At 70.2% G+C, this 22988-nt stretch carries 28 protein-coding genes; 11 read left to right on the plus strand and 17 right to left on the minus strand.

The genetic code is table 11. The features are described 5' to 3' along the window. Window positions 1-94: 94 nt before the first annotated feature. Window positions 95-1375 (plus strand): TiaS agmantine-binding domain-containing protein, encoded by a 1281-nt coding sequence (locus tag ACYQZ5_RS00500; RefSeq protein WP_379817729.1) that lies wholly within the window; start codon window positions 95-97, stop codon window positions 1373-1375. A 68-nt stretch (window positions 1376-1443) separates the two neighbouring features. Then, window positions 1444-1863 (plus strand): type IV pilin domain-containing protein, encoded by a 420-nt coding sequence (locus ACYQZ5_RS00505; protein ID WP_379732860.1) that lies wholly within the window; start codon window positions 1444-1446, stop codon window positions 1861-1863. Window position 1864: 1 nt separating this feature from the next. On the opposite strand, the gene ACYQZ5_RS00510 is transcribed toward ACYQZ5_RS00505, so the two are convergent. After that, a complete protein-coding gene (locus tag ACYQZ5_RS00510; protein WP_379817727.1) occupies window positions 1865-2377 on the minus strand; it encodes an NUDIX domain-containing protein in 513 nt (170 codons plus the stop codon). Between the two features lie 75 nt (window positions 2378-2452). Here ACYQZ5_RS00510 and ACYQZ5_RS00515 point away from each other — a divergent pair, with 75 nt between their 5' ends. Beyond that, window positions 2453-2689: a DUF6199 family natural product biosynthesis protein gene (locus tag ACYQZ5_RS00515; RefSeq protein WP_379732905.1), complete on the plus strand. Its 237-nt coding sequence runs from the start codon at window positions 2453-2455 to the stop codon at window positions 2687-2689. On the opposite strand, the gene ACYQZ5_RS00520 is transcribed toward ACYQZ5_RS00515, so the two are convergent. The 5 genes from ACYQZ5_RS00520 to ACYQZ5_RS00540 form a co-directional block, all read right to left on the minus strand. Beyond that, window positions 2680-3216 (minus strand): NUDIX domain-containing protein, encoded by a 537-nt coding sequence (locus tag ACYQZ5_RS00520; protein WP_379732907.1) that lies wholly within the window; start codon window positions 3214-3216, stop codon window positions 2680-2682. The genes ACYQZ5_RS00515 and ACYQZ5_RS00520 overlap by 10 nt on opposite strands. After that, the gene (locus ACYQZ5_RS00525) at window positions 3213-3752 is read right to left on the minus strand and encodes an NUDIX domain-containing protein (protein ID WP_459844760.1); all 540 of its coding nucleotides are present in this window, start codon (window positions 3750-3752) and stop codon (window positions 3213-3215) included. Before ACYQZ5_RS00525 ends, ACYQZ5_RS00520 begins: the two co-directional genes overlap by 4 nt. Before the next feature lie 49 nt (window positions 3753-3801). Continuing rightward, window positions 3802-4890, minus strand: a complete 1089-nt coding sequence (locus ACYQZ5_RS00530) for a pyridoxal-phosphate dependent enzyme (protein ID WP_379817725.1) — start codon at window positions 4888-4890, stop codon at window positions 3802-3804. Window positions 4891-4893: 3 nt separating this feature from the next. Next, window positions 4894-5853 carry a succinylglutamate desuccinylase/aspartoacylase family protein gene (locus ACYQZ5_RS00535; protein ID WP_379732419.1) on the minus strand — a complete coding sequence of 320 codons (960 nt, stop codon included), beginning with the start codon at window positions 5851-5853 and terminating at the stop codon, window positions 4894-4896. A gap of 543 nt (window positions 5854-6396) precedes the next feature. Next, complete coding sequence (locus ACYQZ5_RS00540) at window positions 6397-7584, minus strand: M24 family metallopeptidase (protein ID WP_379732199.1); 1188 nt, start codon at window positions 7582-7584, stop codon at window positions 6397-6399. Between the two features lie 321 nt (window positions 7585-7905). On the opposite strand from ACYQZ5_RS00540, the gene ACYQZ5_RS00545 reads away from it, so the two are divergent. Next, window positions 7906-8163 carry a DUF8028 family protein gene (locus tag ACYQZ5_RS00545; protein ID WP_379732198.1) on the plus strand — a complete coding sequence of 86 codons (258 nt, stop codon included), beginning with the start codon at window positions 7906-7908 and terminating at the stop codon, window positions 8161-8163. Window positions 8164-8204: 41 nt separating this feature from the next. Here the strand turns inward: ACYQZ5_RS00545 and ACYQZ5_RS00550 are convergent, their stop codons facing one another. From ACYQZ5_RS00550 to ACYQZ5_RS00565, 4 genes are read right to left on the minus strand one after another with little or no spacing between them, the layout of a single operon-like run. After that, the gene (locus tag ACYQZ5_RS00550; protein WP_379732196.1) at window positions 8205-9371 is read right to left on the minus strand and encodes an AI-2E family transporter; all 1167 of its coding nucleotides are present in this window, start codon (window positions 9369-9371) and stop codon (window positions 8205-8207) included. 57 nt (window positions 9372-9428) lie between these two features. Beyond that, window positions 9429-9995: a DUF8054 family protein gene (locus ACYQZ5_RS00555; RefSeq protein ID WP_459844763.1), complete on the minus strand. Its 567-nt coding sequence runs from the start codon at window positions 9993-9995 to the stop codon at window positions 9429-9431. Next, window positions 9992-10765 (minus strand): nucleotide-binding protein, encoded by a 774-nt coding sequence (locus ACYQZ5_RS00560; RefSeq protein ID WP_459844765.1) that lies wholly within the window; start codon window positions 10763-10765, stop codon window positions 9992-9994. The genes ACYQZ5_RS00555 and ACYQZ5_RS00560 overlap by 4 nt, the downstream gene beginning before the upstream one ends. A 51-nt stretch (window positions 10766-10816) precedes the next feature. Continuing rightward, window positions 10817-11827: a dipeptidase gene (locus ACYQZ5_RS00565; protein WP_379731675.1), complete on the minus strand. Its 1011-nt coding sequence runs from the start codon at window positions 11825-11827 to the stop codon at window positions 10817-10819. Window positions 11828-11927: 100 nt separating this feature from the next. On the opposite strand from ACYQZ5_RS00565, the gene ACYQZ5_RS00570 reads away from it, so the two are divergent. Beyond that, a complete protein-coding gene (locus ACYQZ5_RS00570; RefSeq protein WP_379731674.1) occupies window positions 11928-12518 on the plus strand; it encodes a uracil-DNA glycosylase in 591 nt (196 codons plus the stop codon). Between the two features lie 57 nt (window positions 12519-12575). On the opposite strand, the gene ACYQZ5_RS00575 is transcribed toward ACYQZ5_RS00570, so the two are convergent. Beyond that, the gene (locus tag ACYQZ5_RS00575; protein ID WP_459844768.1) at window positions 12576-13295 is read right to left on the minus strand and encodes a class I SAM-dependent methyltransferase; all 720 of its coding nucleotides are present in this window, start codon (window positions 13293-13295) and stop codon (window positions 12576-12578) included. A gap of 111 nt (window positions 13296-13406) precedes the next feature. On the opposite strand from ACYQZ5_RS00575, the gene hisH reads away from it, so the two are divergent. Together hisH and ACYQZ5_RS00585 are read left to right on the plus strand one after the other, a co-directional pair. Further along, the gene (gene hisH / locus ACYQZ5_RS00580) at window positions 13407-14060 is read left to right on the plus strand and encodes an imidazole glycerol phosphate synthase subunit HisH (protein WP_379731672.1); all 654 of its coding nucleotides are present in this window, start codon (window positions 13407-13409) and stop codon (window positions 14058-14060) included. 60 nt (window positions 14061-14120) lie between these two features. Continuing rightward, a complete protein-coding gene (locus ACYQZ5_RS00585; RefSeq protein WP_379731671.1) occupies window positions 14121-14534 on the plus strand; it encodes a DUF5518 domain-containing protein in 414 nt (137 codons plus the stop codon). A 131-nt stretch (window positions 14535-14665) separates the two neighbouring features. Here ACYQZ5_RS00585 and ACYQZ5_RS00590 read toward each other — a convergent pair whose 3' ends face one another. Together ACYQZ5_RS00590 and ACYQZ5_RS00595 are read right to left on the minus strand one after the other, a co-directional pair. Further along, on the minus strand, window positions 14666-14860 hold the full coding sequence (locus tag ACYQZ5_RS00590; RefSeq protein WP_053949249.1) for a cold-shock protein: 195 nt from the start codon (window positions 14858-14860) through the stop codon (window positions 14666-14668). Window positions 14861-14949: 89 nt separating this feature from the next. Further along, window positions 14950-16215: a putative manganese transporter gene (locus ACYQZ5_RS00595; RefSeq protein WP_459844771.1), complete on the minus strand. Its 1266-nt coding sequence runs from the start codon at window positions 16213-16215 to the stop codon at window positions 14950-14952. Between the two features lie 180 nt (window positions 16216-16395). Here ACYQZ5_RS00595 and ACYQZ5_RS00600 point away from each other — a divergent pair, with 180 nt between their 5' ends. From ACYQZ5_RS00600 to ACYQZ5_RS00615, 4 genes are all read left to right on the plus strand, one after another. Beyond that, window positions 16396-17076, plus strand: a complete 681-nt coding sequence (locus tag ACYQZ5_RS00600; RefSeq protein WP_379817715.1) for a TOBE domain-containing protein — start codon at window positions 16396-16398, stop codon at window positions 17074-17076. A 104-nt stretch (window positions 17077-17180) separates the two neighbouring features. Continuing rightward, on the plus strand, window positions 17181-17324 hold the full coding sequence (locus ACYQZ5_RS00605; RefSeq protein ID WP_379731214.1) for a hypothetical protein: 144 nt from the start codon (window positions 17181-17183) through the stop codon (window positions 17322-17324). A gap of 48 nt (window positions 17325-17372) precedes the next feature. Beyond that, window positions 17373-18218, plus strand: a complete 846-nt coding sequence (pheA, locus tag ACYQZ5_RS00610) for a prephenate dehydratase (RefSeq protein WP_379731215.1) — start codon at window positions 17373-17375, stop codon at window positions 18216-18218. 76 nt (window positions 18219-18294) lie between these two features. Continuing rightward, entirely contained in the window at window positions 18295-18720 is a 426-nt protein-coding gene (locus ACYQZ5_RS00615) for an Hsp20/alpha crystallin family protein (RefSeq protein ID WP_379731216.1), read from the plus strand. Window positions 18721-19310: 590 nt separating this feature from the next. On the opposite strand, the gene ACYQZ5_RS00620 is transcribed toward ACYQZ5_RS00615, so the two are convergent. From ACYQZ5_RS00620 to ACYQZ5_RS00635, 4 genes are read right to left on the minus strand one after another with little or no spacing between them, the layout of a single operon-like run. After that, the gene (locus ACYQZ5_RS00620; protein ID WP_379732345.1) at window positions 19311-19505 is read right to left on the minus strand and encodes a hypothetical protein; all 195 of its coding nucleotides are present in this window, start codon (window positions 19503-19505) and stop codon (window positions 19311-19313) included. Window positions 19506-19544: 39 nt separating this feature from the next. After that, window positions 19545-20681 (minus strand): ABC transporter permease, encoded by a 1137-nt coding sequence (locus ACYQZ5_RS00625; RefSeq protein WP_379732346.1) that lies wholly within the window; start codon window positions 20679-20681, stop codon window positions 19545-19547. Further along, window positions 20678-21343 carry an ABC transporter ATP-binding protein gene (locus ACYQZ5_RS00630; protein ID WP_379732347.1) on the minus strand — a complete coding sequence of 222 codons (666 nt, stop codon included), beginning with the start codon at window positions 21341-21343 and terminating at the stop codon, window positions 20678-20680. Before ACYQZ5_RS00630 ends, ACYQZ5_RS00625 begins: the two co-directional genes overlap by 4 nt. Further along, on the minus strand, window positions 21343-22809 hold the full coding sequence (locus ACYQZ5_RS00635; protein ID WP_459844775.1) for a COG1361 family protein: 1467 nt from the start codon (window positions 22807-22809) through the stop codon (window positions 21343-21345). Before ACYQZ5_RS00635 ends, ACYQZ5_RS00630 begins: the two co-directional genes overlap by 1 nt. Between the last annotated feature and the right edge of the window lie 179 nt (window positions 22810-22988).

Genomic DNA, 22988 nt, shown 5'->3' on the forward strand with positions numbered 1-22988 from the left:
CGTCGTATAAATGCGTTGTGCAGAACCCCCTCCACGGCCGTCACGTTCCGCCCGACGCGAAACCCCCTTGCCCGCCGACCGCCTCCCTCCCCCCGTGACGGTCATCGGCGTCGACGACACCGACTCCCGACGGCGGGGGATGTGCACGACCTACCTCGCGGCCCGGATCGCCGAGCGGATCGCGGCGGCGGGGGGGCACGTCGACGAGCGACTGCTGATCCGGCTCAATCCCGCGGTCGAACGCAAAACGCGGGGGAACGCCGCGCTCGCGATCCACACCGATCTCGACGCCGACCGCGCCGCAGACATCGCCCGCGACGAACTCGAACCGCTGGCCGAGACTGACGACCCACGGACCTCGCCCGGACTCGTCGTCGCCGACTGCGAGGCCGACGAGGTTCCCGACGCCGTGAGGCAGTTCGCCCGCGACGCCGTCCGCGAGATGCACGACCTCGACGACGCGCTCGCGCTCGCCGACGACGCCGGCTTCCACACCGAGGGGTGGGCGGGCGGCCACGGCCGGATCGGCGCGCTCGCGGCGGTCGGCGCCGCCGGCGCCTTCTCCGAGTGGACGTACGAACTGATCGCCTACCGGGAGTTCGAGCGCTGTGGTACGCCGCGCGAGGTCGACGAGGAGACGCTGTTCGCCGCGGCCGACGACGCCTACCCCGACGCGTGGGACACCGTCGACCGCGGCGAGGGGGAGGCGGTCTGCGTCCCCAGCGCGCCCGGGCCGATCCTCTACGGCCTCCGCGGCGACGACCCCGACGCGCTCCGCGGGATGGCTGCGAGAATCGACTCGGAACCGGTCGAACGGACCGCGCTGTTCCGGACGAATCAGGGCACTGACGCCCACCTCCGCGACGCCGCTGTCGACGACCTCGCGGACCTCGAAGACGGCCGCGCCTACCGCGTCGACTGCGTCGTCGCGGGGGAGCCGGAAACGCGAGAGGGCGGCCACGTGTTCGTGCCGATTCGCGGGGAATCGGGGGACTCCATCGCGGCCGCGGCCTTCGAGCCGACCAAGCGCTTCCGCGACCGCGTGCGCGCGCTGCGCCCGGGCGACGAACTCACCGTCTGCGGGGAGGTGAGCGCCGGGACGCTCAAACTGGAGAAGTTCGCCGTCCGCGCGCTGAACCGGACGGAACTCACCACCCCGATCTGCCCGGACTGCGGGAACACGATGGAGTCGGCGGGGCGAGACCAGGGCTACCGCTGTCGGGACTGCGGGACGAGCGCGCCCGGGAGGGTCGAGGTCGCGGTCGACCGAGAGTTGGAACGCGGCTGGTACGAGGTGCCGCCGTGTGCCCGCCGGCACGTCGCGAAACCGCTCGTTCGCGGCGGGTTCGACGCGCCGACACACCCCGAGCGGTAGGCCCCGTCGTGTGATCTGCGTGAACACGCCCGTAACGTTGTTGCCCCGCCGCGACGAACGATGACCGAATGGCCCGCAGCCCGTCCGTCCCCGTCGTGCTTCTCGTCCTCTCGCTGCTCGCGGTGGCGGGCGTCGCGGCCGCGGTCACGACGCCGTTTGCGGGCGTGCTCACGGACCCGGCGCAGGTCAGCCTCGAGATCGAGCAGCCCCGGACCGCAGGCCCCAACGAGACGGCGGCGACGGTGACGTTCACCCACACCGGCGGTGACGCGATCCCCGCCGACAGCGTTTACGTCGTCGTCGACGGCGAGCGCGTCGCCGGTCGGGAGAACCTCACGCTGTCTCGCTCGTCGTCGACGTTCGAGATCGGCGAGCGGATCGTCGTCGAACAGACCGGGCCGAGCGGGCTCGTCGGCGGCGAGCGAGTGGTGCTCGTCTACGAACACGAGGGGACGGCGTACCGGCTCCGCGCGGTGACGGTTCCTTAGTTCAGAACCGCGAGAGCGCTGCCTCGACGGTCTCCCGGTCGTGGGCCAGCGACTCGCGTTCCTCGTACGTCGCGGGGGTGAGAAACGCCACCGCCGCGGCGTCGTCGCCGGCGACCGGCTCGCCGGTCGTCGCGTCCCGGCTCACAGCGAAGTGGACCGACGCGTGGTTGCGCTCCGGCCCGGTCGAGAGCCGGGTCCGGACCGGCTCCAGATCGTCCGGGTCGACCGCCAGCCCGGTCTCCTCCGCCAGTTCCCGCGCGGCCCCCTCGGCCAGCGGTTCGTCGTGTTCGGGGTGGCCGCCGGGCAGCGCCCACGCACCTTCGGCGGGCGGCTGTCCGCGGCGGATGCAGCAGACGCGCTCGCCGTCGACCACCGCGACGGCGACGCCCGGGACGGCCGTCCGCCAGAGCACGCGCTCACAGTCCGGGCAGTAGGCGCGCTCGCGGCCGTCGATCTCGCGGTGTTCGACTGGGGTGCCACAGAGCGGACAGTAGTCGGCGTCGACGGCGATCACGGACGGTGGTTCGTGGGCGCGGGGAAAACGGTTCGGTCCCCGGGGTTGATCTACCTCCGTCGAGAACGCGGTGCCGTGTCACAGGACCTGCTGCTCTACGGTCCCCTCGTCGTCGCTGCCGGCGCCGTGCTGTACTACTTCGCCCGTCCGCTGGCACGGTTCAGCGAACAGCTGGACGCTATCGGGAGCACGACTCCCGCCCACGAGGTCGAGCCGGCCGGCTGGAAGGTGTGGCTCTACCGCGGCATCGCGATCGTGCTCGTCGTCGCCGGAATCGGGCTGTTCGGCGAGGGCGTGCTCGCTTACACCTGATCGATCGCCGCCCGGCAGACCGCCGGGTCCCCGGTGTAGGCCCACGGGAGCGTCTCGAACTCCGCCGGAGCGACCCACTGGACCGTGTCCAAGTCGTCGGCGGCCGCCGGCTCGCCACTCGTTCGTGCGAACGAAACCGCGTAGTCAGCACAGATCACCTGCTTCTCCTCGGTGATCCCCGTCTCGTCCACTTCGGCGTCGAGATCCCGGACGCCGAGCAGGATTAGCGCCTCGGGGTCGACCGCGAGGCCGGTCTCCTCTTCCAGTTCGCGGGCGGCGGCCGTCGCTGGCTCCTCCCAGAGATCCACGTGGCCGGCCGGCATCGTGAGCCGGCCTTGGCTCGGCGGCGTCCCGCGTTCGCCGAGCAACAGCTCCCCCGTCGTCTCGTCCACGACGGCGACGGACGCCGCGATACTCGGACTGTGGTACACCGAGCGTTCACAGCCGGGACAGCGGTAGCGCGGCGCGCCGCTGGCGTCGAGTTCGCTTCCGCAGTACGGGCAGAACTCGGGCGGATACTCGGTCATCGTCCCGGCTCCTCCCGCGCCAGCGCCCGCTCGGCGAACCGACGGTTGTGCTCGCGCATCGGCTCGGGGAGCCCGCCCCGCTCGAAGAACCGCGCATCGTCGGCGTCGCTGCCCGCCGACGGCTCGCCCTCGACGTGGGCGCGGTCGACGACGTAGCGAACGAGGAAGACGTGCTGCTCCCGGAAGGACGCCCCGCCGGTCTGCTCGCGGAGGTGCGTGCCGAGCAGTCGAAGCCCGTCGGGGTCGGCGTCGACGCCTGCCTCCTCCCGGAGTTCGCGGACCGCCGCCGCCGGCGCCGGCTCGTCGGCTTCGAGGTAGCCGCCGGGCAGCGTCCAGAACCCCTCGCTCGGCCCGCCGGCACGCCGGACCAACAGGAGTTCGTCCCCGTCGCGGACGCCGACGCCGGCGGTCGGGACGGGGTTGCGCCAGACGAACTGCTCACAGTCGGGACAGAAGCGGCGCTCGCGCCCCTCGAACGCTCGGGAACGGAGGGCGGCGCCGCAGGTCGGACAGTAGTTCGCGTCGACGGCGACCATCGTCCGGACCTCTCCCGGCGGCGGCAAAAGCGGTTCGGCGCGGGCCGGGCTACGACTTCAGCCCGCTCCCGGTCAGCGGCACCACCACGTCCTCGGATTCCGCGATCTCCCCGCGCTCGCGCAGTTTCGCGAGCGCCGCGGGCGCGGCCGCACACGTCGGCTCGGTGTAGAACCCCGCCTCGTGGAGCCGCTCCAGTTCGCGATCGACCGGCCGCTCCCCCATCGCGATCGCGTCGCCGCCCGTCTCCTCGATCGCGTCGAGGATCGCGTCCTTCTGAACGGGATCGCGAATCTGGATGCCGTCGGCAACGTCGTTCGAGCCCGCCGCGTCGCCGTGAAGTTCGGCGGCGATCGGCGCGTAGCCCGCGGCCTGTGCCCCGTACATTCGGGGCACCTCGTGGATCCAGCCAGCTTCTTCCAGTGTGCGGAAGCCACGGTAGGCGCCGAGGAACAGCGTGCCGTGACCCAGCGGCGTGACCACCGCGTCGGGGGCGTCCCAGTCCCGTTGGAGCGCCGTCTCGTAGGCGAACGTCGCCGTGCCGGCGAAGAAGGCGGGGTTCCACGCGTGAGAGGCGTACCAAGCGTCCGAATCCTCGCTCACAGCCTCCGCCACGCAGGCGTCGGTCACGTCCTGCCGGCTCCCCTCGACGCGGACGGGCGTCGCGCCGGCGGCCTCGATGGCCCGGAGCTTGCTCGCTTTCACCGACGCGGGGACGTAGATCTCGGCGTCGATCCCCCCCCGGGCGGCGTAGGTGGCGATCGCCGCGCCGGCGTTGCCCGAGGAGTCCTCGACGACGCGATCGACGCCGAGTTCGAGCGCCCGCGAGAGCGTCGCCGTCGCGCCGCGGTCCTTGAACGAGCCGGTGGGGAACACGTACTCCAGCTTGAACTCGGCGTCCCAGTCTGGCGCCGACTGCAGGGGGGTCATCCCCTCGCCGAGGCTGACGCGCTGCTCGACGGGCAGGAGGTCGGAGAACGCCCACAGCCCGTCGCGCGTGTCGAACGCCGCGGGGTCGGGCGCGGGACCGTCGGGGCGTGGCTGGCGGGCGAACTCAAGCGGGTGGCCGCACGTACAGCGCCAGCGGTCGGCGTACTCGGCGCCGCAGTCGGGGCAGACGAGGGGGGTGGGATCCGTCATCGCTCAGTACGAGTCGATCCCCGTCGCGACAGAGCAGACGTACTCGCCGGTCGCGACCTGGGGCAGCCGGCGGGAGCGCCAGAAGATCCCCTCGCTATCGGCGGTGACGCGGCTCGTAAGCTGGCCGAACGGGTCGATCACGTCGAACAGCGTGTCGCCGGGGTGGATCTCCTCGCCCAACTCGGCGCGGAAGCGGATCAGCCCGCCCGACGGGGTGCGGTACTGGTCGAACCCCGCGGCGCGCGTCTGGCGGTCCATCGGCGCCTCGCCGTCGAGGAAGCCGTAGTGCCGGAGGACGTTGAACACCCCTTCGACGCCGTACTGGATGCTCTCCTCGTCCCAGCCCACGCAGCCGCCGAGCTCGGGGTCGATCGTTGGGATCCCCTCGTCCGGCGCCGCGCGGGCGAGCTGGCCGTCGGGTCCCTTCTGGTCGAGCACGTGGCCCGTCCCGAACGCCTTTGCGAGTTCGAGGCAGTCGGTGTGGAGCCGGTGGTGGCGGCCACACCGCACCCGAGCCTCGTTGAGCATCCGCGAGGTCGAGCCCTGGTGGAGGTCGAGCACGTAGTCCGCACGGCTGGCGGCGTCGAACGTCGCCGCCGCGATGCGCTCCGAACTGGTCCCCTCCTCGTCGCCGGGGTAGGCCCGGTTCATCTTCGTGTCGTCGATGGGGTTGCGATGCTCGGCGACCTCGAAGGCGTGGCTGTTGACGATCCCGACGATCAGCACCGCGCCCGAGAGTTCGGCGGGGTCGAGCCGCGGGACGACGCGGGTCAGGACGCCGAGGCCGTTGAGTTCGTCGCCGTCGGACACCGCCTGTAGGTACAGCGTGTCGCCGTCGTCGGCACCGTTGACCACACAGACCGGCAGGGAGACGGGGCTCCCGTCGCGGCGTTCGCCGACCCGCAGCCGCCCGGTGGCGGTCTCGCCGGGGGCCGCGGTGGCGTCGCCGAGCGTGAGACTCATTACTCGGTGATCGTCCGTTTCCGCCTTAGTGCGTTCGATACCGGGCAAGGGCACCGATACTGGGGACGCTGCTAACTCGGATCGGGAAATTTTCGGGTCCTTTTGGCGACGTGAGAGGGAGCGGATTCGGGGTTCTCGCTTCGACGGTAGACGCGGTAATTGCGTTCGTCGATCCGTCGACCACCGCGACAGCAACAGCATCTCGACGCTAGACCACTTGCGACCGCAGTGCGCCGGACACGAGGTCCGGCGCAGCACCGAGCCCCCACCCCTCCCCCCGCGCCGGCGACAGGTCGCCGGCGCGAGGCGTCCACCGCCACCGCACCGCGGTGGCTGTCGGCGCGCGACGTGAGCGGCTCCGTGCGCGAACGAGCGCGCGAGGGACGACTGAGTGAACGCAGTAAACGAAGGAGTCGGCTGGGGAGGTGTGAGGACTGTGCGGAGCGGTGCGGTCACAAGTGTGCTACGAACGAGGTGCTGTTGCTGTTCGCGGTCAAAATACCGAAGCAAACACCCCCGCTTCCACCAAAACGATGACGCCGATTACTCCGTAATAACGTTCGAGTCCAGATCCCGCGGGTAGTACGTCAGCCACTCGATCCCGTCCTCGGTGATCGCGATGGTGTCGGAGTGACGATACCCCTCGCCGTCGGTGTAGATCCCCGGCTCGATCGTGTACACCTGTCCCGGCTGCATCTCGGTGTCGGTGTCGTCGACCTGATCGTATCCGCCCCAGCCTTGATCGATGTACGGCGGCTCGTGCCCGCCGAGGCCGATGTTGTGGCCGACGTGGTGCTGGGCGAGGTCGGTGATCCCCTGCTCCTCGTAGAACTCCCACACCTGCTCGTCGACGTACGAGAGCGGGACGCCCGGTCCCAGCGCGTCGATCGCGATGTCCTGCGCTTCGAGCATCAGGTCGAAGTAGTGCTCCTGTTCGCTACTCACCTCGCCGACGAACATCGTCCGCTCCAGTTCGGAGCGGTAGCCGTCGACGTTCGCGCCCGCCCCGGTGATCAACACGTCGCCGCGCTCCAGCCATTGGTTGGGGGTGTGCCCGTGCGGGAGCGCGGTCTCGTGGGCGGAGATGTAGCCCGCGTGGGCCGGGCCGTCGCCGCGGACGTTCTCGACGAACTGGTCGCCCAGCGTGTCGAGCATCGCCCGCGAGGCCTCCATCGACGCCCGCTGGGAGACGGTCGCGGGGTGGGCGCCGGGCTCGGTGTACTCCGCGAGGTAGCGGTGGGCGAGGTTCCCCCACTTCGCCGACTCCCGGATCAGGTCGATCTCGGCGTCGGTCTTCTCCCAGCGCATCCGGGACACCCACGACTGGGTCTCCACGTCGACGAACTCCGAGAGCGCGGGGCCCTCGTACCCCATCACGCCCGGCGCGCCGTCGCTGTCGGCGGCGACCTTGTCGGCACCGAGTCCGTCGAGCATCTCCGCGACCGTCTCGATCGGTCGCCCCTGCGGGTAGTCGAAGTAGTGATGCACGGCGTCGATCCGGTCGACTTCTTCGACGCGCTCGACCTCCAGCCGCGGCACGACGATCTCGATGCGCTCGTCGGTGACCGCCAGACAGACCGGGCGCTCGGTCTGGACGTGCTCGAACCCGGAGACGTAGTGGATGCTCGTCGCGGCGAACCAGACGGCGGCGTCGGCGTCGGTGTTCGCGAGCTTCCCCCGTATCTCGCGGAGTCGGGAGCGGTACTCGGCGTCCGGGAGTTCGGTGGCCATGGCCATCGGATCGCGCCCAGCGCGCAAAAGCCTCAGGGTGGACCGCCCGGGCTGCCGGCTCGTCCGACCGCCGCGGGCGACGGCCGGGAGTGCCACTCCCACGCGTCGACCCCCCTCTCGGACCGAAAACGAGGTGTCCCCGGCCGATTCGACGCCGACCGGGGTTAGTGGGTTAGAGGAATTTATAAACAGTCTAAAGCTATCTAAACGGCTCGTAAAACGTCGCCCGCCCACCCGTTCTCGGCGTGAAACGTGACGAACCGTCGGGTACGAACGCACCCTTATACGTGGTCCCCGATCCTTGGGTGGAGTAGAGTCACCATGTCCACCTCCGAACCCTCCACGCCGGCGCAGATCGCCGGCGACAAACTCCCGCGGTCGGCGCTGTCGGCCGTGGCGTCGCTGCTCGTCCCCGTTCGCACCGCGGCGTTCTGGTCGGCAGTCGCACTCCCGCTGGTCTACCTCCCGCTCGTGGCGACGGGCGCGGTGTGGGACCGGCCGCTGATGTTCTGTGCGCTGCTGGCGCTGAACGCCGTCGCGTTCCTCGTCGGTCACGACCACGAGCCGACCCGCGCCTGAACTCGTTCGGTCCCCGGCCGGCCTGTCCGGCTCCCCGCGGCTCACTCCGCCTCTTCGTCCCCCGCTGACTCGTCTCCGACAGCGTCCACGTCGTCGGCGTCCTCCGGATCGTGGCCCAGCCCGAGCGCCGCCGAGGGCGCCGGCGAGAGCGGCTCGCCGTGGATCAGCTCCGGGACGACGACGTTGAGGAACTGCACCGCGAGCACGACCAGCAGCGGCCCGAGAAAGAGGCCGTACCAGCCGAAGTACGCCGCGCCGAGCACGTACGCGAACAGCACCAGCCCCGTGTGGAGCGAGCGCCCGGAGATGATCGGCCGGAGCACCGCCTGCGGCAGCAGGTCGAGGAAGACGAACGCCACGACGAGGAAGGACAGCGGCGCCCAGAGCAGGCCGGCGCCGTCCTGGGAGGCTAGCCAGACCAGATACCCCGTCACCGGGACGTAGACGAGCTTGCCGACGACCAGCGGGACGAACGTCGCGACGCCGGTCAGTAGCGCCAACAGCGTCGGGAACGGGATCGCGACTGCCGACGGGACGACCGCATTGTAGCCGTTATAGACGACGACCGCCAGCACCGTCACCAGCGAGACGGTGATCACGTTGCCGAAGTACACCGTCTGCAGGTCCGCGTCGACCGCCGAGACGTAGGCGTGCGGGACGCTCCCGTCGCCGCCGATCTCCTCGCGGAACCACTCGTCGACCCGGTCGCCGTCCCGCAGGAGGAAGAAGCTCATCGAGAGCGCGAGCGTGAGGTGGACCAGCCCGTTGGTGAAGACACCCAGCTGCCGGAGGCCGGCGGTCAACTGATCCCGGATGGCGCCGAAGTTGTCGAGCCGGGTGAGGTAGCCCACCGGGTCGCGTATCAACTGCCGGACGGCGTCGGGCGTCGACGACCGCTCGCCCACCGCCGCGAGCAGCCCCGGATCGAGCGCGATCGTCAGCTCCCGGATCGCCACGAGGCCGACGTAGCCGAGCAGGGTCAGCCCCGGGACGACGATGGCCAGCAGCGTCAGCGTCGCCGCGGCGCCGCGGTGGCCGACGGCGTCCTCGATCCGTTCACAGATCGGCCGCGCGCCGTAGTAGATGAACAGGCCGAACACGAACGTCCCCACGAAGTGGAGCGCGAACCGGCCGACGACGAGCAGCAGGAACAGGCCGACCAGCCACCAGGCGACGCGCTGCCGTTCCGCCTCGCGGGGCCACTGCATGGCTCCTCAGGCGGCGGGCAGGGACTTCGGTTTTACCCCTCGACAGGGACCCCGCCGCTACCCCTCCAACTCCCCGTCGAGTCCCCACTCCTCGGCCCGCTGCTCGGCCTCCGCACGAGCCTCCTCCTGGATCGCGGCGATACGCTCCTCGTCCTGCAGGAACGACTCGAGCGCGCTCGCGCCGGTTTCGCCGGCGTCGTCGGGTGCGTGTTCCCGCGCCCGCCCGGCGAGCGACGGGTCGTCAGCCAGCTCCTCGGCTGGCGCGCCGGGCGGCACGGTAAAACCGGGCGTGTCGTGGACCTCCTCGAGCGCGTCGTCGGGAAGCTCGTACAGCTCGACGGAGCAGGGGCCGGGACCGGCCAGCGCGGCGAGGGCGTCCGCCCCGCGGCTGTCGGCACGCGTGTTTCCGTGGCTGTCGCCACGCTCGCAGTAGGCGGCACGCGGAACGCCGTCGGCGAACGTGAGGACGCCCGGCTCGCCGTCGCCCAGCAGCGAGTCCGGGTCGATCCGGGCGTACCCCGTTAGATCCCGGGCGAGAGCGGCTTCGAGCGCGCTCGCGACGCCGACTCGGGAGCGGACGAGCCGGCCCTCGGGGATCTCCAGTTCGGCGTCGATCCCGTTCATGGGGGCTCGGGGATCACCGCCGAGCGGAACCGTTCGGCGACTGCCGCCTCGTCGCCGTCCCGCAGATCGAGGCGGTCGGCCGCCCGTCGGTACGCTCCCGCCGCCGCGGCGTCGGGCGCGTACGCGAGCAGGGGCTCGCCCGCCCGCCGGGCCGCCCGCGCGGCGTCGCTCTCGGGGATCGTCGCCAACGTCGGCCCGCCGAAGTACTGCTCGGCCTGCTCGGCGACGCGGTCGATCGCCTCGTCGTCCTGCACACGGTTGAACAGCACGCCGGCGGTCTCGGTGCCGTAGGAGCGGGCGTACTCCTGCACCTTCAGCCCGTCCGAGAGCGAGGGGATCGTCGGCTGGAGCACGACCACTGTACGGTCCGCCAGTACGAGCGGGAGCACCGCCGACTGCGAGCCAAGCGCCGCCGCGGAGTCGAACAGCAGCACGTCGGTGTCGGTGGCCAGTTCGGCGACCACTTCCCGGAGCCGAGTCGGGTCGGCGTCGCGAAACGCGGCGAGGGAGGTGCCACAGGGGACGAGCGAGAGCCCAAACCGCTCGTACACCGCGTCCTCGACCGCCGCGTCGGCGTCGGCCAGCAGCAGGTCCTGCAGCGTGGTGTCGGCGTCCGCGAGCCCGGTATGGAAACAGAGGTTCGCCATCCCGGTGTCGGCGTCGACGACCGTCACATCGTGGTCGTCGGCGAGCGCCATGCCCAGCGCGAGCGTGCTGGTGGTCTTCCCCACCCCGCCCTTCCCGCTCGCGACAGCCAGCGCTTCGACCATGCGTTCTTTCTCCTCGCTATCCGATTTAAACTTTCTCCCCGAGCGGTCGTGTCACTCCCACCACTCTCCGAGCACCCGTCGCCAGTTCCCGGCCGCGATCGCCTCCCGCTCCGCGCGGTCGAACCCCCGGGCTTCGAGCCCGTCGAGCACGTCCCGGAGTCCCGTCACGTCCCCGACGGCCTCCGGCACCGTCGCGCCGTCGAAGTCCGACCCCAGCCCGACGTGTTCGACGCCCATCCGGTCGGCGAAGTACTCGATGTGGTCCAGCAGCGTCGAGAGTTCGGCGTCCTTCCCGCGCTCCCCGTCCGGCCGGAGGTGGGCAGTCCCGAACGTACAGCCGACGATCCCGCCGCTGTCGGCGACGGCGTCCAACTGCTCGTCGGTGAGGTTCCGCGACGCCGGCGAGACGCCGTGTGCGCCGGCGTGGGAGACCACCAGCGGCGAGTCGACGGTCTCCGCCACGTCCCAAAAGCCCGCGGCGTTCAGATGGGCGAGGTCGACGACGATCCCCCGGTCCTCGCAGGCCTCGACCAGATCGAACCCCGCGTCGGTCAGCCCCGGCCCGATATCCGGGGTCGCGTCGTGCTCGAAGGGAACGCCGTGGGCGAAGGCGTTGGGCCGGGACCAGACGAGTCCGAGCGATCGCAGCCCGGTTTCGTATAGCGAATCGAGATTTACGAGCTCCGGATCGACGGCGCCCGCGCCCTCGATGTGGGGGATCCCGCCGACCGCGTTGCCGGCGAGACAGGCGTCGAGGTCGTCGATATCGCCGATCACGCGGAAGCGGTCGGTCGCCTCCGCCCACTCGTGGAGCGTTTCGAACTGCTCGTCGACGATCCGGCGGGCGCGCTCGGGGTCGACCGCCGGCGGGAGTTCGCTCCAGTCGTCTATCTCTCCCTCGTTGGGGACGAACGCGGCGAAGATTCCGGCCGCGAGCCCGGCTTCCTCCGCACGGGCGAGGTCGAGGTGGCCGTCGTCGGTCTCCTCCAGGAAGGCGCCGCCCGCGCGGTCGCTGGTCGCCGCGAGCAGCGTGTCGTTGTGGCCGTCGATGATGGGGGTCACGGTCGTTCCTCTGACCGCGCCGACTTCGGGCTTCCGGCGCCCGCCGCGGTTGCCGGAACGAAGCGCCACCCTTCAAGCCGGTCGCCGTCCCCTATCCGGTATGAGCGACGGTCTCTGTGTGGAGTCCTGCGAGCGCTGTCCCGCGCTCGTCGAGTCGCGGAGTCGCATCGTCAACGGCGACGGGCCGGCCGACGCCGACCTCCTCCTCCTCGGCGAGGCGCCCGGCCAGCAAGAGGACGAGGGCGGCGAGCCGTTCATCGGTCGCTCGGGCGACGTGCTCGACGAGGCGCTCCGGGACGCCGGGCTCGCGCGCTCGGACGTCCGGATCACCAACTGCGTGCGCTGCCGGCCGCCGGAGAACCGCGATCCTCACCAGGAGGAGCTGTCGAACTGCCGGAGCTACCTCGAATGCGAGATCGAGGCCGTCGACCCGGAGCTGGTGGTCACGCTCGGCAAGGTCCCCAGCGAGCACCTGCTCGACCGCGACGTGGCGGTGACGAAGGAGGCGGGCGACGTACAGGACGCCCGCGTCGGCGACCGCTCACAGCGCGTCCTGATCTCGGTCCACCCGGCGGCGACGCTGTACGACGCCTCCCAAGGGGACACGTTCTCGGAGGCGATCGCCCGCGCGGCCGACCTCGCCGGCATCGCCGACGGCGAGGACGGGCAGTCCCGGCTGGGCGATTACTGACGCTGCGGGTGACCGTTCCCGGCGCGACTACTGACGCCGCGAGCGTTCCCGCGACGACTACTGCGGCTTCTCCAGCAGCGCGCGCCACATCACCGACTCCTCGTCGCTGGCTGGATGCCCGTCGGCGGTGTCGACGACGTCCCACGGGGTGCCGACGGTCGCGTCCCGCAGCCGCTCGATGGAGAACAGCCGGAACACCAGCGTCTCCCCCACGTCGCCCTCGTACTCGCTGTGGAACACGCGGTGGGCCAGCCCCGGCTCCGGGTCGTCGCGCACGGCAAACAGGTCGACCTCGACCGCGAACTCGGGCTTGTAGCCGTCGAGCATCGCCGTCGCGTCCGTCGTCGTGACGTGAGCGAGATCCGCGAGGAACGCCCGCAGCGCGTGCTGGCTCGGGGCGAGCTGGAGCTGCGAACCGATCGACAGCGCGGCGTCGAAGCGGTCCCGCCCGAACTGCTCCCGGAGCGCGAACATGTCGCCGACGCGGGCGTCCTCGACGCCGCGGTCGCGCATCGTCTCGACGAGGTGCTCGCTGGGGTCGATCGCGACGGTCTCGACGCGCTCCTGGAAGTACAGCGCGTCCCGGCCCGCGCCGGCGCCCATGTCCAGTAGCGGCCCGTCGATCCGCGGCTCGAACCACTCGTCGGGCCGGTGGTCGCCGAAGTAGAACTCCTCGATGGTGTGTTCGCGGGTCTCGTCGCCGTCGCGGTCGATCAGCGGCTCGGCCCGCTCGCCGCGGTGGTGGTCGCGGATCGCCCGACCGAAGGGGTCCGTCATGACCCGTGCTTTGGCCGGGATGGGCAAAGGAATTCTGTGTAAGTGTCACACACTAACGTACCAAACGCCGCGACGGAAAGTCACTTGAGCGCCCGAACCGCAGGCTCGCGTATGGACTCCCACGCCGACGTGGTCGTCGTCGACTACGGCCTCGGCAACCTTCGCAGCGTCACGAAAGGGCTGGAGCGGGCGGGCGCGTCGGTGACGATCTCGGACGACCCCGAGCGATTCGACGACGCCGACGGGGTGGTGCTGCCCGGCGTCGGCGCGTTCCGCGAGGGGATGGAGAACGCCGACCCGTACCGCGACGCGCTCGAGGACGTCGCCGCCTCCGATCGCCCGCTGTTCGGCATCTGTCTCGGGATGCAGATGCTGCTCTCCGAGAGCGAGGAGGCCGACCACGAGGGGCAGGGCGCCGTCGAGGGCCTCGGCTTCGTCCCGGGAACGAACGTCCGCTTCCGCGGCGACCAGAAAGTCCCCCACATGGGCTGGAACGAGCTCGACGTGACCCGCGAGCACCCGCTCGTGACCGGCGTCGAGGGCGGCCGCGGCGGCTCCGTCGACGGCGAGCACGCCTACTTCGTCCACTCCTACTACGCCGACCCGGAGAACGACGACGCGATCGTCGCCGAGACCGACTACGGGGTGACGTTCCCCGCGATCGTCGCCAACGACGACGGGACGGTGTTCGGCACGCAGTTCCACCCCGAGAAGAGCGGGGAGACCGGGCTGACGATCCTGAAGAACTTCGTCGACCTCTGCTGAGGCGTTTCCGACTGTGAAACGCCGCGGGAGAGTTATGCTCCCCCGACACGAACGCCCGCTGTGTCCCCCACAGTTCCCTCCGTCCCCCGAGATTGGCGCGTTCCGCTGTTCCTCGGCGGCGCGTCGATCCCGTTCTCGCTCGTCACCTACCTCCAGTCCGGTTCGACGATGTCGCTCTGGCCCGTCGTGATCGCGGGGCTGATCGCCGGCTACCTGACCGACGACGCCGACCGCGTCGGCGCCCGGACCGGGTTCGTCGGCGGGCTGGCGGTGTTCTGGATCGTCGCGGAGATGGTGCTGCTGGTGCCCGAACTGACCGGGCCGTGGTGGTTCCTCGTCGCCGCGACCGGCACGAGCGTCGTCTTCGCGGTGCTCGGGGTGGCGCTCTCGGTGCTACTGGCGGCAGTTGCGGCGCGCGTCGGCGGGTGGCTCGCCCAGCAGGGCGGCCGGTACCGGCCCGCTCCCGAGGCCTGACTCCGCCCGACGCTAATGGTTCTCTCGGCTGTTCCCGAGTACCACCTGTCGTCGACGCAGGACGGTTCGCTCGACGCTGTCGCTCGTGAATTTGAGTGTACGAAAAGCAAGTACAGCCGCCGAGGCGGCTATTAGTTGCGGACGAGGTTCGTCGCGCGGGGGCCCTTGTCGGCCTGTTCGATGTCGAATTCAACTTCCTGCCCTTCCTCGAGGTCGTCGCCGCCGACATCTTCCATGTGGAAGAAAACGTCGTCGTCCGCGTCCTCAGTGGAAATGAAACCGTAGCCGCCCGTGTCGTTGAAGAAATCAACCTTACCGTTTGCCATTGCAAACAAACGTATGCCCCGTCACGGGATAACCCTTCCGAGGGTCGTGGTACCACGACCTGTGACCGACGAGCGTTCGGCGCCGTCGATCACCCAACGACGCCGAAGCCGTACTGCGCGTACGGCCAGAGGTGATAGAGGCCGACGCCGACGAGCACCGCCGGCACCGTGGTGTAGATCGTCGCGATGAGGGCGGCCTTCGCGTCGATCGCCAGCAGCGGGAACAGCGCGTCGCCGTCCTGACTGATCGCGTTGGCGGAAAGCGCCGAGAACGGCACCGCCTCCTCGATGGCGTACAGTTGGGCGAACACGATGTGGGCCGCACAGCCGGGGATCAGCCCCAGCAGGGCGCCGAACACCGGCGTCAGCACGCCCGCGGAGTTCGCGAGCGACTGGATGTCGAACGCGAAGATCGCCATCCCGTACTCGTAGAGCAGGTAGCCCGCGATCACCCAGACGGTCACCATCGCGGTCTCCATCGCGGCGTGCTGGAACGTCTTGTACAGCGTGCCGAAGCTGTCCCGGTTCCGACCGGCGTCGCCGGTCCCGATGTAGTGCCGGCCGACGAAGTAGAGGTAAAAGGAGAGCGTAGTGCCGAGCAGGCCGGCGACCGTGAACAGCCCGTCGTAGCTGAATCCGACCTCCCACGCTGGCTCCACGGCGCCCTTCGCGAGGTACATCGTCCCGGCGACCAGCGCGCCCACGAGCGTCACCCACCAGAGGACGTGGACGCCGTGGCTGACTCGTTCGAGTATCGCGGCGTCGGGCAGGTATCCGGGTCGGTCGCTGCCGCCCTCGCAGTCGGGCTGCTCGTACTCCGAGACGCTCGGGCCGCCCGCAGCGACGCTGCTGGTGGCGAAGCCACCGTCAGTGACGGGGCGGCTCACGCGCTCGACCGCGCGGTCGACGCGCCCGACGCCGAGGCCCCAGAGGTCGATCGAGTAGCCGAACGCGACCGCGGCGACGAACGCGAGCCCGTAGGCGTAGACTGCGGCCTCCGGCGCCAGCGCGAGGATGATGAACGCCGAGTCGCCCGCGGTCGCGCCCAGCGCGGCGACGACGGTGCCGAAGCTGACGGTGCCGCGGATGTACAGCGGCATCGCGATGATGGCGCCGCCACAGCCCGGCGTTACCCCGAGCAGCCCGCCGACCAGCGGCTGGGCGCGCTCGTGTTCCTGCAGCAGCTCGGTCAGCTTCCCGTCGAACCGGTACTGGACCAGGCTGAACAGTAGCACCGTCGCGCCGACGAAGCCGGACACCTGCACGAACCCCTCGCGCCACGAGCCGATCAGGACCTCGAGCGCCTCCCGACCGACGGGACCGAACAGGTCCGGCGGCACCTGCAGCGGGATCACGGGGAACCACCGCCTCGGGGTGCCCGCGGCGGCGGCCGAGCCTGTGTGTCGAGCATGAGTGTTCTTGTCGTACCATGGCCGGCCCAACTACATAGTTGTTCCCCACGTACTCTATTTTTAGATACCTCTAATTCTCTTCGCGGTGGGAACCGTTTTGCCCCGGCGGACCCGAATCCGGGTATGGACGCAGGGTTCGACGCGACGCTCCGGGCCGACGGCGTGGCCTTCGCCGAGCGCGACGCCGAACTGCTCCGGGCGGTCGACGAGTCGGGGTCGCTCAACGCCGCCGCGTCGTCGCTCGGGCGGTCGTACTCCCGGGCCCACGACCGGCTCACGGAGCTCGAGGACGCGTTCGGCTCGCTGGTCGAGCGCCAGCGCGGCGGCAGCGGCGGCGGCGGCAGCGCGCTCACCGACCGCGCCCACGAGCTGTTGGCGGCGTTCGACCGCCTGCGCGCGGGCTACAGCGCGATCGCGGAGACTACGGAGACGGTTCTCGACGGCGAGGTGGTCGAACGGGACGGCGAACTCGGCACCGTCGAGACCGCCGCCGGGACGGTTCGGGCGCTCGTCCCGCCCGACGCGGACTCCGTCGAGGTGGTGCTGCGCGCCGACGCCGTGACGCTGCACGACCCCGCGGACACGCCGACCGGCGACGCGACCAGCGCCCGAAACCGCTTTTCGGGCGAGGTCGTCGCGGTCGACCGCGGGGAGTCCGTCTATCGGGTTTCGGTCGAGGTGGGCGCCGACGCGCCGCTCGTGGCGCTGGTGACCGAGGAGAGTCGCGACCGACTCGACCTCGAACCCGGCCGGGACGTGGTGGCGTCGTTCAAAGCGACGGCGACCCGTGCGACACCGCGGTGACGGCCAACCGTGGTGGTGAGAGCGACACCGCGGTAGTTGGTAACTGCGAGAACTCTCTCAGCCGCCACAAAGTTCTCTTATCACACGCCAGTACCGCTTCGCGCATGCTCGACGCTGATTTCGAGGTCTGCACCGAGTGTGGCAACCTCCACATGGAGGGCGGCAGTGCCCCGTCACACGTCGAGGAGTGTGCGGTCTGTGGCGGGCGAACCGACGACGTGGAACTGGACGACATCGTCGGCCTGTAGCGCGCTCCCGCCGACGCGCTTTTCTCCACCCCTCGTGAACCCCGGGGTATGCAAGTCGTCACGCTGGGTCCGGCGGGGACGTACTCCCACCGCGCGGCGGGGTCGATCGCCGACGACGGCGCCGTCAGCTTCCGGGAGTCGGTGACGGGGATCGTCGCGGCCGTCGCCGACGGCGAGTTCGACCGCGGCGTCGTCCCCGTCGAGAACAGCATCGAGGGCTCCGTCGACGAGAGCCTCGACGCGCTGGCCGACCGCGCGGTGAGCGTCGTACAGGAGGTCGTCTCCCCGATCCGGCACGCCCTCCTCGCACAGGGGCCGGAGTTCTCGACCGTCGCCTCCCACCCGCAGGCGCTGGCGCAGTGCCGGGAGTATCTCGCGGAGCACTACCCCGACGTGAGTCAGGAGGCGGTGGCGTCGACCGCCCGCGGGGTCGAGCGCGCTCGCGAGGACCCGAGCGTGGCGGCGATCGGCCACCCCGCGAACGCAGGCTCGCCGGGACAGGGAGCCGGCGAGGACGGTGACGGTACCCTCCAGCGCATCGCCGAGAACATTCAGGACCACGACTCAAACGCCACCCGCTTCCTCGTCGTCGCTCCCGAGAGCGAGCGCTCGGAGGCGGGCGGGAAGACCAGCATCGTGGCCTACCCCGGCGCGAACTACCCCGGCCTGCTGCTCGAACTGCTGGAGTCGTTCGCCGATCGGGACATCAACCTCACCCGGATCGAGTCTCGCCCCAGTGGCCGCCGGCTGGGGGACTACTGCTTCCACGTCGACTTCGAGGCGGGGCTGTACGAGGCCCGGGCGCAGGAGGCGCTGGCGGAGATCGAGGAAGTCTGTGCGGACGGCTGGGTCAAGCGGTTAGGCTCCTACGACACGACTCACGTCGTCGGGTAGCCGAAAACCGCCCGACTGAGTCGGGATAGGGGGACCGGCGGTAACCCTTAACCATCCGTGGCGCCTCTTTTCGGGTATGAGTGGCCGCCGTGATCCGTTCGACGAGATCGAGGAACTGTTCGAGCAGCTGAACTCCGGGTTCGCCGACCTCACCGGGGAGATCGAGGGGGCCGTCGGCGGCGGCATCCACGTCGACGTGGCCGACGCCGACGACGAGATCGTCGTCGTCGCGGACGTGCCGGGCTACGAGGCCGACGACATCGACGTGTCGGTCAGCGACCGCCAGCTCACCATCTCGGCGGAGCGCGGGAGCGAGTCAGAGACCGACGACGACGCCCAGTACTACCGCCGCGAGCGCACCCGGCAGGCGGTCAGCCGCACCGTGACGCTCCCGACGGCCGTCGACGAGCACGAGGCGTCGGCGAGCTACGAGAACGGCGTGCTGACGGTCGAACTGCCCAAGGCCGACGGCGACGACGGGATCGACATCGAAGTGAGTTAGATCGGCTCTTTCGCGTTTTCGAGGCGGCTCTGTTCGGTCGTGGCGGCGATTGCGACGTTTCGGTTCGTTACCGCGACTGCATCTCGTTCGTTGGCAACTGAGACAGCACCGGCGACAGCAACAGCATCTCGTTCGTAGACCACTTGCGACCGCAGTGCGCCGGACACAGGGTCCGTCATCAGAAATCAGAGATTTCTGATTGGCAGACGAGAGCTTCGCTCTCGTCGACGGCACAGCGCCGAGTCCCCACCCCTCCCCCGCGGGCCGGCGACCGGTGCCGGCCCGCGGCGTCCACCGCTACCGCAGCCGGCGGTGGCGCGAAGCGCGAGCACCTCCGTGTGCGAGCCGAGCGCGAGGTCCTCGCGAGTGAAACGAGCGAGGGCACGAGGGAGCTTTGCTCCCTCGGAGGACGACCGAGCGAACGGACGTGAGCGAGTGAGTCGGCTGGGGAGGTTCGTGGGCTGTGCGGGGCGGCGCGGTCACAAGTGGCCAAGCTCACTCCGCGGTTCTGTTCGTGGCGGAACCAGCGAACTCCGCGGTCGTGCTTCTGGCCCGAACAACGAACACCACGACCCAAAACACCGATCGACCTACTCCCGTCCGTCCAACCACCGCTGCAGCGCCGCATCAGTCGCGATCGAGACGGCGAAGAACAGCACCGGTACGATCGCGTTGATCGCCCAACTCACCGCCGAGCCGGTGGCGTAGTCGTACGCCACCAGCGCGACGAACACCACGACCGCGGTCACGACCCGTCGACGGAGCGTCTTGCCGGCGATCTCCATACCCGAACTGGGTCGCTCGCCCCGAAGAAGCTCCCGGTCTCAGCCCCGCAGCGTCTCCACGGGGCGCTCGTTGGCCGCCTTCCACGCCGGGTACAGCCCGCTGAGCAGGCTCGCGACGACGGCGAAGGCGAAGCCGAACACGAGGTACTGCATGCTGGCCCACTCGAACACCAGCGTCGGATCGTTGAACAACACCTGATTCAGCAGCAGCCCCACCCCCAGCGCCACGACCGCGCCGACCGCGCCGCCGATGACGCCGAGCAGCCCCGCCTCGGTCAGGATCATTCGCAGCACCTCGCCCCGGCGGATCCCGACCGCCCGCAGCACGCCGATCTCGCCCCGGCGCTCGATCGTGCTCATCAGCATCACGTTGAGGATGCTCACCGCGGCGACGACCAGCGAGATCGAGCCGATCCCGATCAGCGCGAGGTTGAGCGTGTTCGTCAGGGAGTCGATGCTCTCCTGTACCGCCGCCAGCGTCGTGACGCTCACGATTTCCTCGCGGCCGTTCATCCCGCGCTCCACCCGGTTGGCGACCGCCTCCGCGGCCGCGCCGTCCTCGGCGACGATCGTCACCGTCGAGTAGTACTCTTGATCCGCCAGCGCCGAGACCGGCAGCACGACTGACGCGCCGCCGCCGAACCCCTGTTGGGGTTCGAGAATCCCCCGGATCCGGTAGAGCTGGCCGTCGTACTCGATCGGGTCGCCGATTTCGAGGCCGAACTCGTCGGCGACGGTGCTGCTCACCAGCGCGCCCGAGCGCAGGCGGTCGGGCACCTCGCCCGCCTGTGCGTCGTACAGCGCGCCGGCCTGCGTGAGGCCCGTGACGCTCACCCGTTCTGGCTCGCCGTCGGCGTCGATCGTCGTCGTCCCGGTCTTCTGAGCGATCACGTCGGCGTCGGCCACCAGTCGCTCGATGTTCCGGACCTGCGACTCGGTCAGCGCGGGCTCGGGGTTGTCCTCGCCCGCGGTCACCGTCACCTGGTTTGCGAGCCCGCCCAGTTCCTGGTTCGTGCTGTACTGGATCGAGGCGCCGGCCATCCCCAGCGACGCGATGGCGACGACGCCGATGACGATCCCCAGCGCCGCAAGCGCCGTCCGCGCGCGGTTCCGACCGAGGTTGCGCCACGCCATCAGCGCGCTGGGGAACCGCCAGAGCCACGCCTCGACGCTCACTCCTGGATCACCCCGTCGACGAGGTTGACCACCCGGTCTGAGTACTCCACGAGTTGCTCGTCGTGCGTCACCGAGACGATCGCGATGTTCTCCTCCTCCTTCAGCCGCGTCAGCTCGTCGAGGATCGTCCGGCCGGTGTCCTGATCGAGGTTCCCCGTCGGCTCGTCGGCGAGCACGATGTCGGGCTCGTTCACCAGCGCCCGCGCGATCGCGACGCGCTGTTGCTGCCCGCCGGAGAGCTGTCGGGGGGTGTGCTCCAGCCGCTCGCCGAGTCCGACGCGTTCGAGTAAGTCGATCGCCCGATCGTGGCGGTCGACGCCGGTGTCCCACATCGACGGCAGTTCCACGTTCTCGACCGCGGTCAGCATCGGCAGCAGGTGGAAGTCCTGAAACACGAAGCCGATCCCGTTGCGCCGCTCCTCGGTGAGTTCGTCCTCGGTGAAGTTCGTCACGTCCCGCCCTTCGAGCTTCACGCTCCCCTCGGTGGGCGTGTCGAGTAGCCCGATCATGTTGAGCATCGTCGACTTGCCCGAGCCGGAGGGGCCGATGATCGTCACCATCTCGCCGCGGTCGGCGTGGAAGTCGACGCCTTTCAGCGCCTCGATGGTCTCCTCGCCGCTCTGGTAGCGCTTCACCACGTCGGCGAGTTCGATGACGTGCATCAGTCCCTGTATCGGCGGTAGGCGATCGTGAGCGCGACCCCGAGCGCGACCGCCAGCAGCACGACCAGCGCGCCGAGCAGCAGCGACAGCCCCGAGCCGCCGGAGCCGCCCTGTCCACCGCTCGACGGCGCGGCGTCGCTCACGTCGAGTTCCACTACCCGCGAGAGCCGTTCGCCGTCGACGGTGTACTCGATCCGGACCGGCACCGCCGTCACCGACGCCGAGACGTTGGCGGTGAGCTGGAACGTCGCGAACTCGCTCGAGTCCACCGCGCCGACGAAGTACTCCTTGTTGGGGTTCACCGGCGTCACGCCCTCGCTCGCGACGACGCGCATCACGACCGAACTCGCGTCGAGGCTGCCCACGTTGGCCGCGTCGCCGCTGATCGTCACGACCCCGCCGCTCCGGCTCGCGTCGACGCCCGTGACGGTCACGCCCGTGCTCGGCGCCGGCGCGTACGAGATCGTCGTCTCGCTGGTCGCCGTCTCCCCGGCGGCGGTGTACTCGGCGACGATCGTCACCTCGCCGGCGGGGATCGCGCTGCCGTCGAGCGTAGCGACCCGGCTCCCGCCGGCGGGCACGTCCGCCAGCCGGGTTCTGGTGACGGTCTCGCCGTCGACCACCGCCCGGAGCTGCACGTCACGGAGCTCGACGTTGCCGAACTCCGACAGCGTCGCCCGCACGACCGACGAGCCGTTCGCGGTCGTCCCGGTCGCCGTCAACTGCGGGTCGAGGGTCGCTGGCTCCACGTCGGCGGTGACGTTGCGCGTCACCGTCCGCGTGACCCCCTCGTCGGTCTTGTACGTCAGCGTCGCCGAAAGCGTCCGGTCCCCCGGCTCGTCGAACGTCGTGGCGAACGTGTGGGTCGTCTGGGTCCCCGGCGCGATCGACGCCGAGACGCGCTCGGGGTTCTCCACGTCGGCGTCCCCGGTCAGCTCCAGCCGGACGTTCGAGAGCGCCCCGTCGTCGCCGTTGGAGACGCTCACGTCGATCGCGGTCTCCTCGCCGGCGACGGAATCGAGGCCGGCGAAGGAGAGCACCGCCTCGTCTGGCTCCTGTACGTCGACGTACAGCGGATAGCTCACGGACTCGAAGTCGCCGTCGCCGTCGCGCACGACCGCGTTGACGATCAGCTTCTTCTCGCCCGGCTCCTCGATCGACATAGTCAGCGGGATCGAGCGCGTGTCGCCGCGCGCGATCGAGCCAACGTCCTCGATCCGGGCCAGATCCTCGCCGCTCCCGGCCTCGCGGACGTAGAGGTCGGTCACCTCGACCGGGCCGGCGCTGGACTCCAGGTTCGCGATCGTCGTCGTCAGCGTGAACGTCTCCCCTGGCGCGGGCTGATCGACCGAGAGGTCCACGGACTCGATCGCCACGTCGGTGTTCGCCGCCGCGGCGGGGACCGCGACGCCGGCGACGATCGAGAGCACGACCATCGCGGCGACGGCGAGCGATCGCCGGGTCACGGCGACCCCTGCCCGGTCGTCCCGACGAACGCTACGTTTCCAGTCACGAACATGTGTCCCACTCCCGCTGAGACGACATTATAGCTTTCGGAAGGAATATTACAACAGCTCTGTAAGCGTCGTTCGAACAGATGAACGACGGGATCTCTCCGCGACGGCGACCGCGCTCCGCTCGCGCG

The sequence above is a fragment of the Halolamina salina genome (genome assembly GCF_054653455.1).

What these genes read in the sequence shown, in the direction of transcription:
- ACYQZ5_RS00505 (WP_379732860.1), top strand. Translation starts at nt 1,444, where the DNA reads ATGGCCCGCAGCCCGTCCGTCCCCGTCGTGCTTCTCGTCCTCTCGCTG.
- ACYQZ5_RS00520 (WP_379732907.1), bottom strand. Translation starts at nt 3,216, where the DNA reads ATGACCGAGTATCCGCCCGAGTTCTGCCCGTACTGCGGAAGCGAACTC.
- ACYQZ5_RS00525 (WP_459844760.1), bottom strand. Translation starts at nt 3,752, where the DNA reads ATGGTCGCCGTCGACGCGAACTACTGTCCGACCTGCGGCGCCGCCCTC.
- ACYQZ5_RS00530 (WP_379817725.1), bottom strand. Translation starts at nt 4,890, where the DNA reads ATGACGGATCCCACCCCCCTCGTCTGCCCCGACTGCGGCGCCGAGTAC.
- ACYQZ5_RS00535 (WP_379732419.1), bottom strand. Translation starts at nt 5,853, where the DNA reads ATGAGTCTCACGCTCGGCGACGCCACCGCGGCCCCCGGCGAGACCGCC.
- ACYQZ5_RS00540 (WP_379732199.1), bottom strand. Translation starts at nt 7,584, where the DNA reads ATGGCCACCGAACTCCCGGACGCCGAGTACCGCTCCCGACTCCGCGAG.
- ACYQZ5_RS00545 (WP_379732198.1), top strand. Translation starts at nt 7,906, where the DNA reads ATGTCCACCTCCGAACCCTCCACGCCGGCGCAGATCGCCGGCGACAAA.
- ACYQZ5_RS00550 (WP_379732196.1), bottom strand. Translation starts at nt 9,371, where the DNA reads ATGCAGTGGCCCCGCGAGGCGGAACGGCAGCGCGTCGCCTGGTGGCTG.
- ACYQZ5_RS00555 (WP_459844763.1), bottom strand. Translation starts at nt 9,995, where the DNA reads ATGAACGGGATCGACGCCGAACTGGAGATCCCCGAGGGCCGGCTCGTC.
- ACYQZ5_RS00560 (WP_459844765.1), bottom strand. Translation starts at nt 10,765, where the DNA reads ATGGTCGAAGCGCTGGCTGTCGCGAGCGGGAAGGGCGGGGTGGGGAAG.
- ACYQZ5_RS00570 (WP_379731674.1), top strand. Translation starts at nt 11,928, where the DNA reads ATGAGCGACGGTCTCTGTGTGGAGTCCTGCGAGCGCTGTCCCGCGCTC.
- ACYQZ5_RS00575 (WP_459844768.1), bottom strand. Translation starts at nt 13,295, where the DNA reads ATGACGGACCCCTTCGGTCGGGCGATCCGCGACCACCACCGCGGCGAG.
- hisH (WP_379731672.1), top strand. Translation starts at nt 13,407, where the DNA reads ATGGACTCCCACGCCGACGTGGTCGTCGTCGACTACGGCCTCGGCAAC.
- ACYQZ5_RS00590 (WP_053949249.1), bottom strand. Translation starts at nt 14,860, where the DNA reads ATGGCAAACGGTAAGGTTGATTTCTTCAACGACACGGGCGGCTACGGT.
- ACYQZ5_RS00600 (WP_379817715.1), top strand. Translation starts at nt 16,396, where the DNA reads ATGGACGCAGGGTTCGACGCGACGCTCCGGGCCGACGGCGTGGCCTTC.
- ACYQZ5_RS00605 (WP_379731214.1), top strand. Translation starts at nt 17,181, where the DNA reads ATGCTCGACGCTGATTTCGAGGTCTGCACCGAGTGTGGCAACCTCCAC.
- pheA (WP_379731215.1), top strand. Translation starts at nt 17,373, where the DNA reads ATGCAAGTCGTCACGCTGGGTCCGGCGGGGACGTACTCCCACCGCGCG.
- ACYQZ5_RS00615 (WP_379731216.1), top strand. Translation starts at nt 18,295, where the DNA reads ATGAGTGGCCGCCGTGATCCGTTCGACGAGATCGAGGAACTGTTCGAG.
- ACYQZ5_RS00620 (WP_379732345.1), bottom strand. Translation starts at nt 19,505, where the DNA reads ATGGAGATCGCCGGCAAGACGCTCCGTCGACGGGTCGTGACCGCGGTC.
- ACYQZ5_RS00630 (WP_379732347.1), bottom strand. Translation starts at nt 21,343, where the DNA reads ATGCACGTCATCGAACTCGCCGACGTGGTGAAGCGCTACCAGAGCGGC.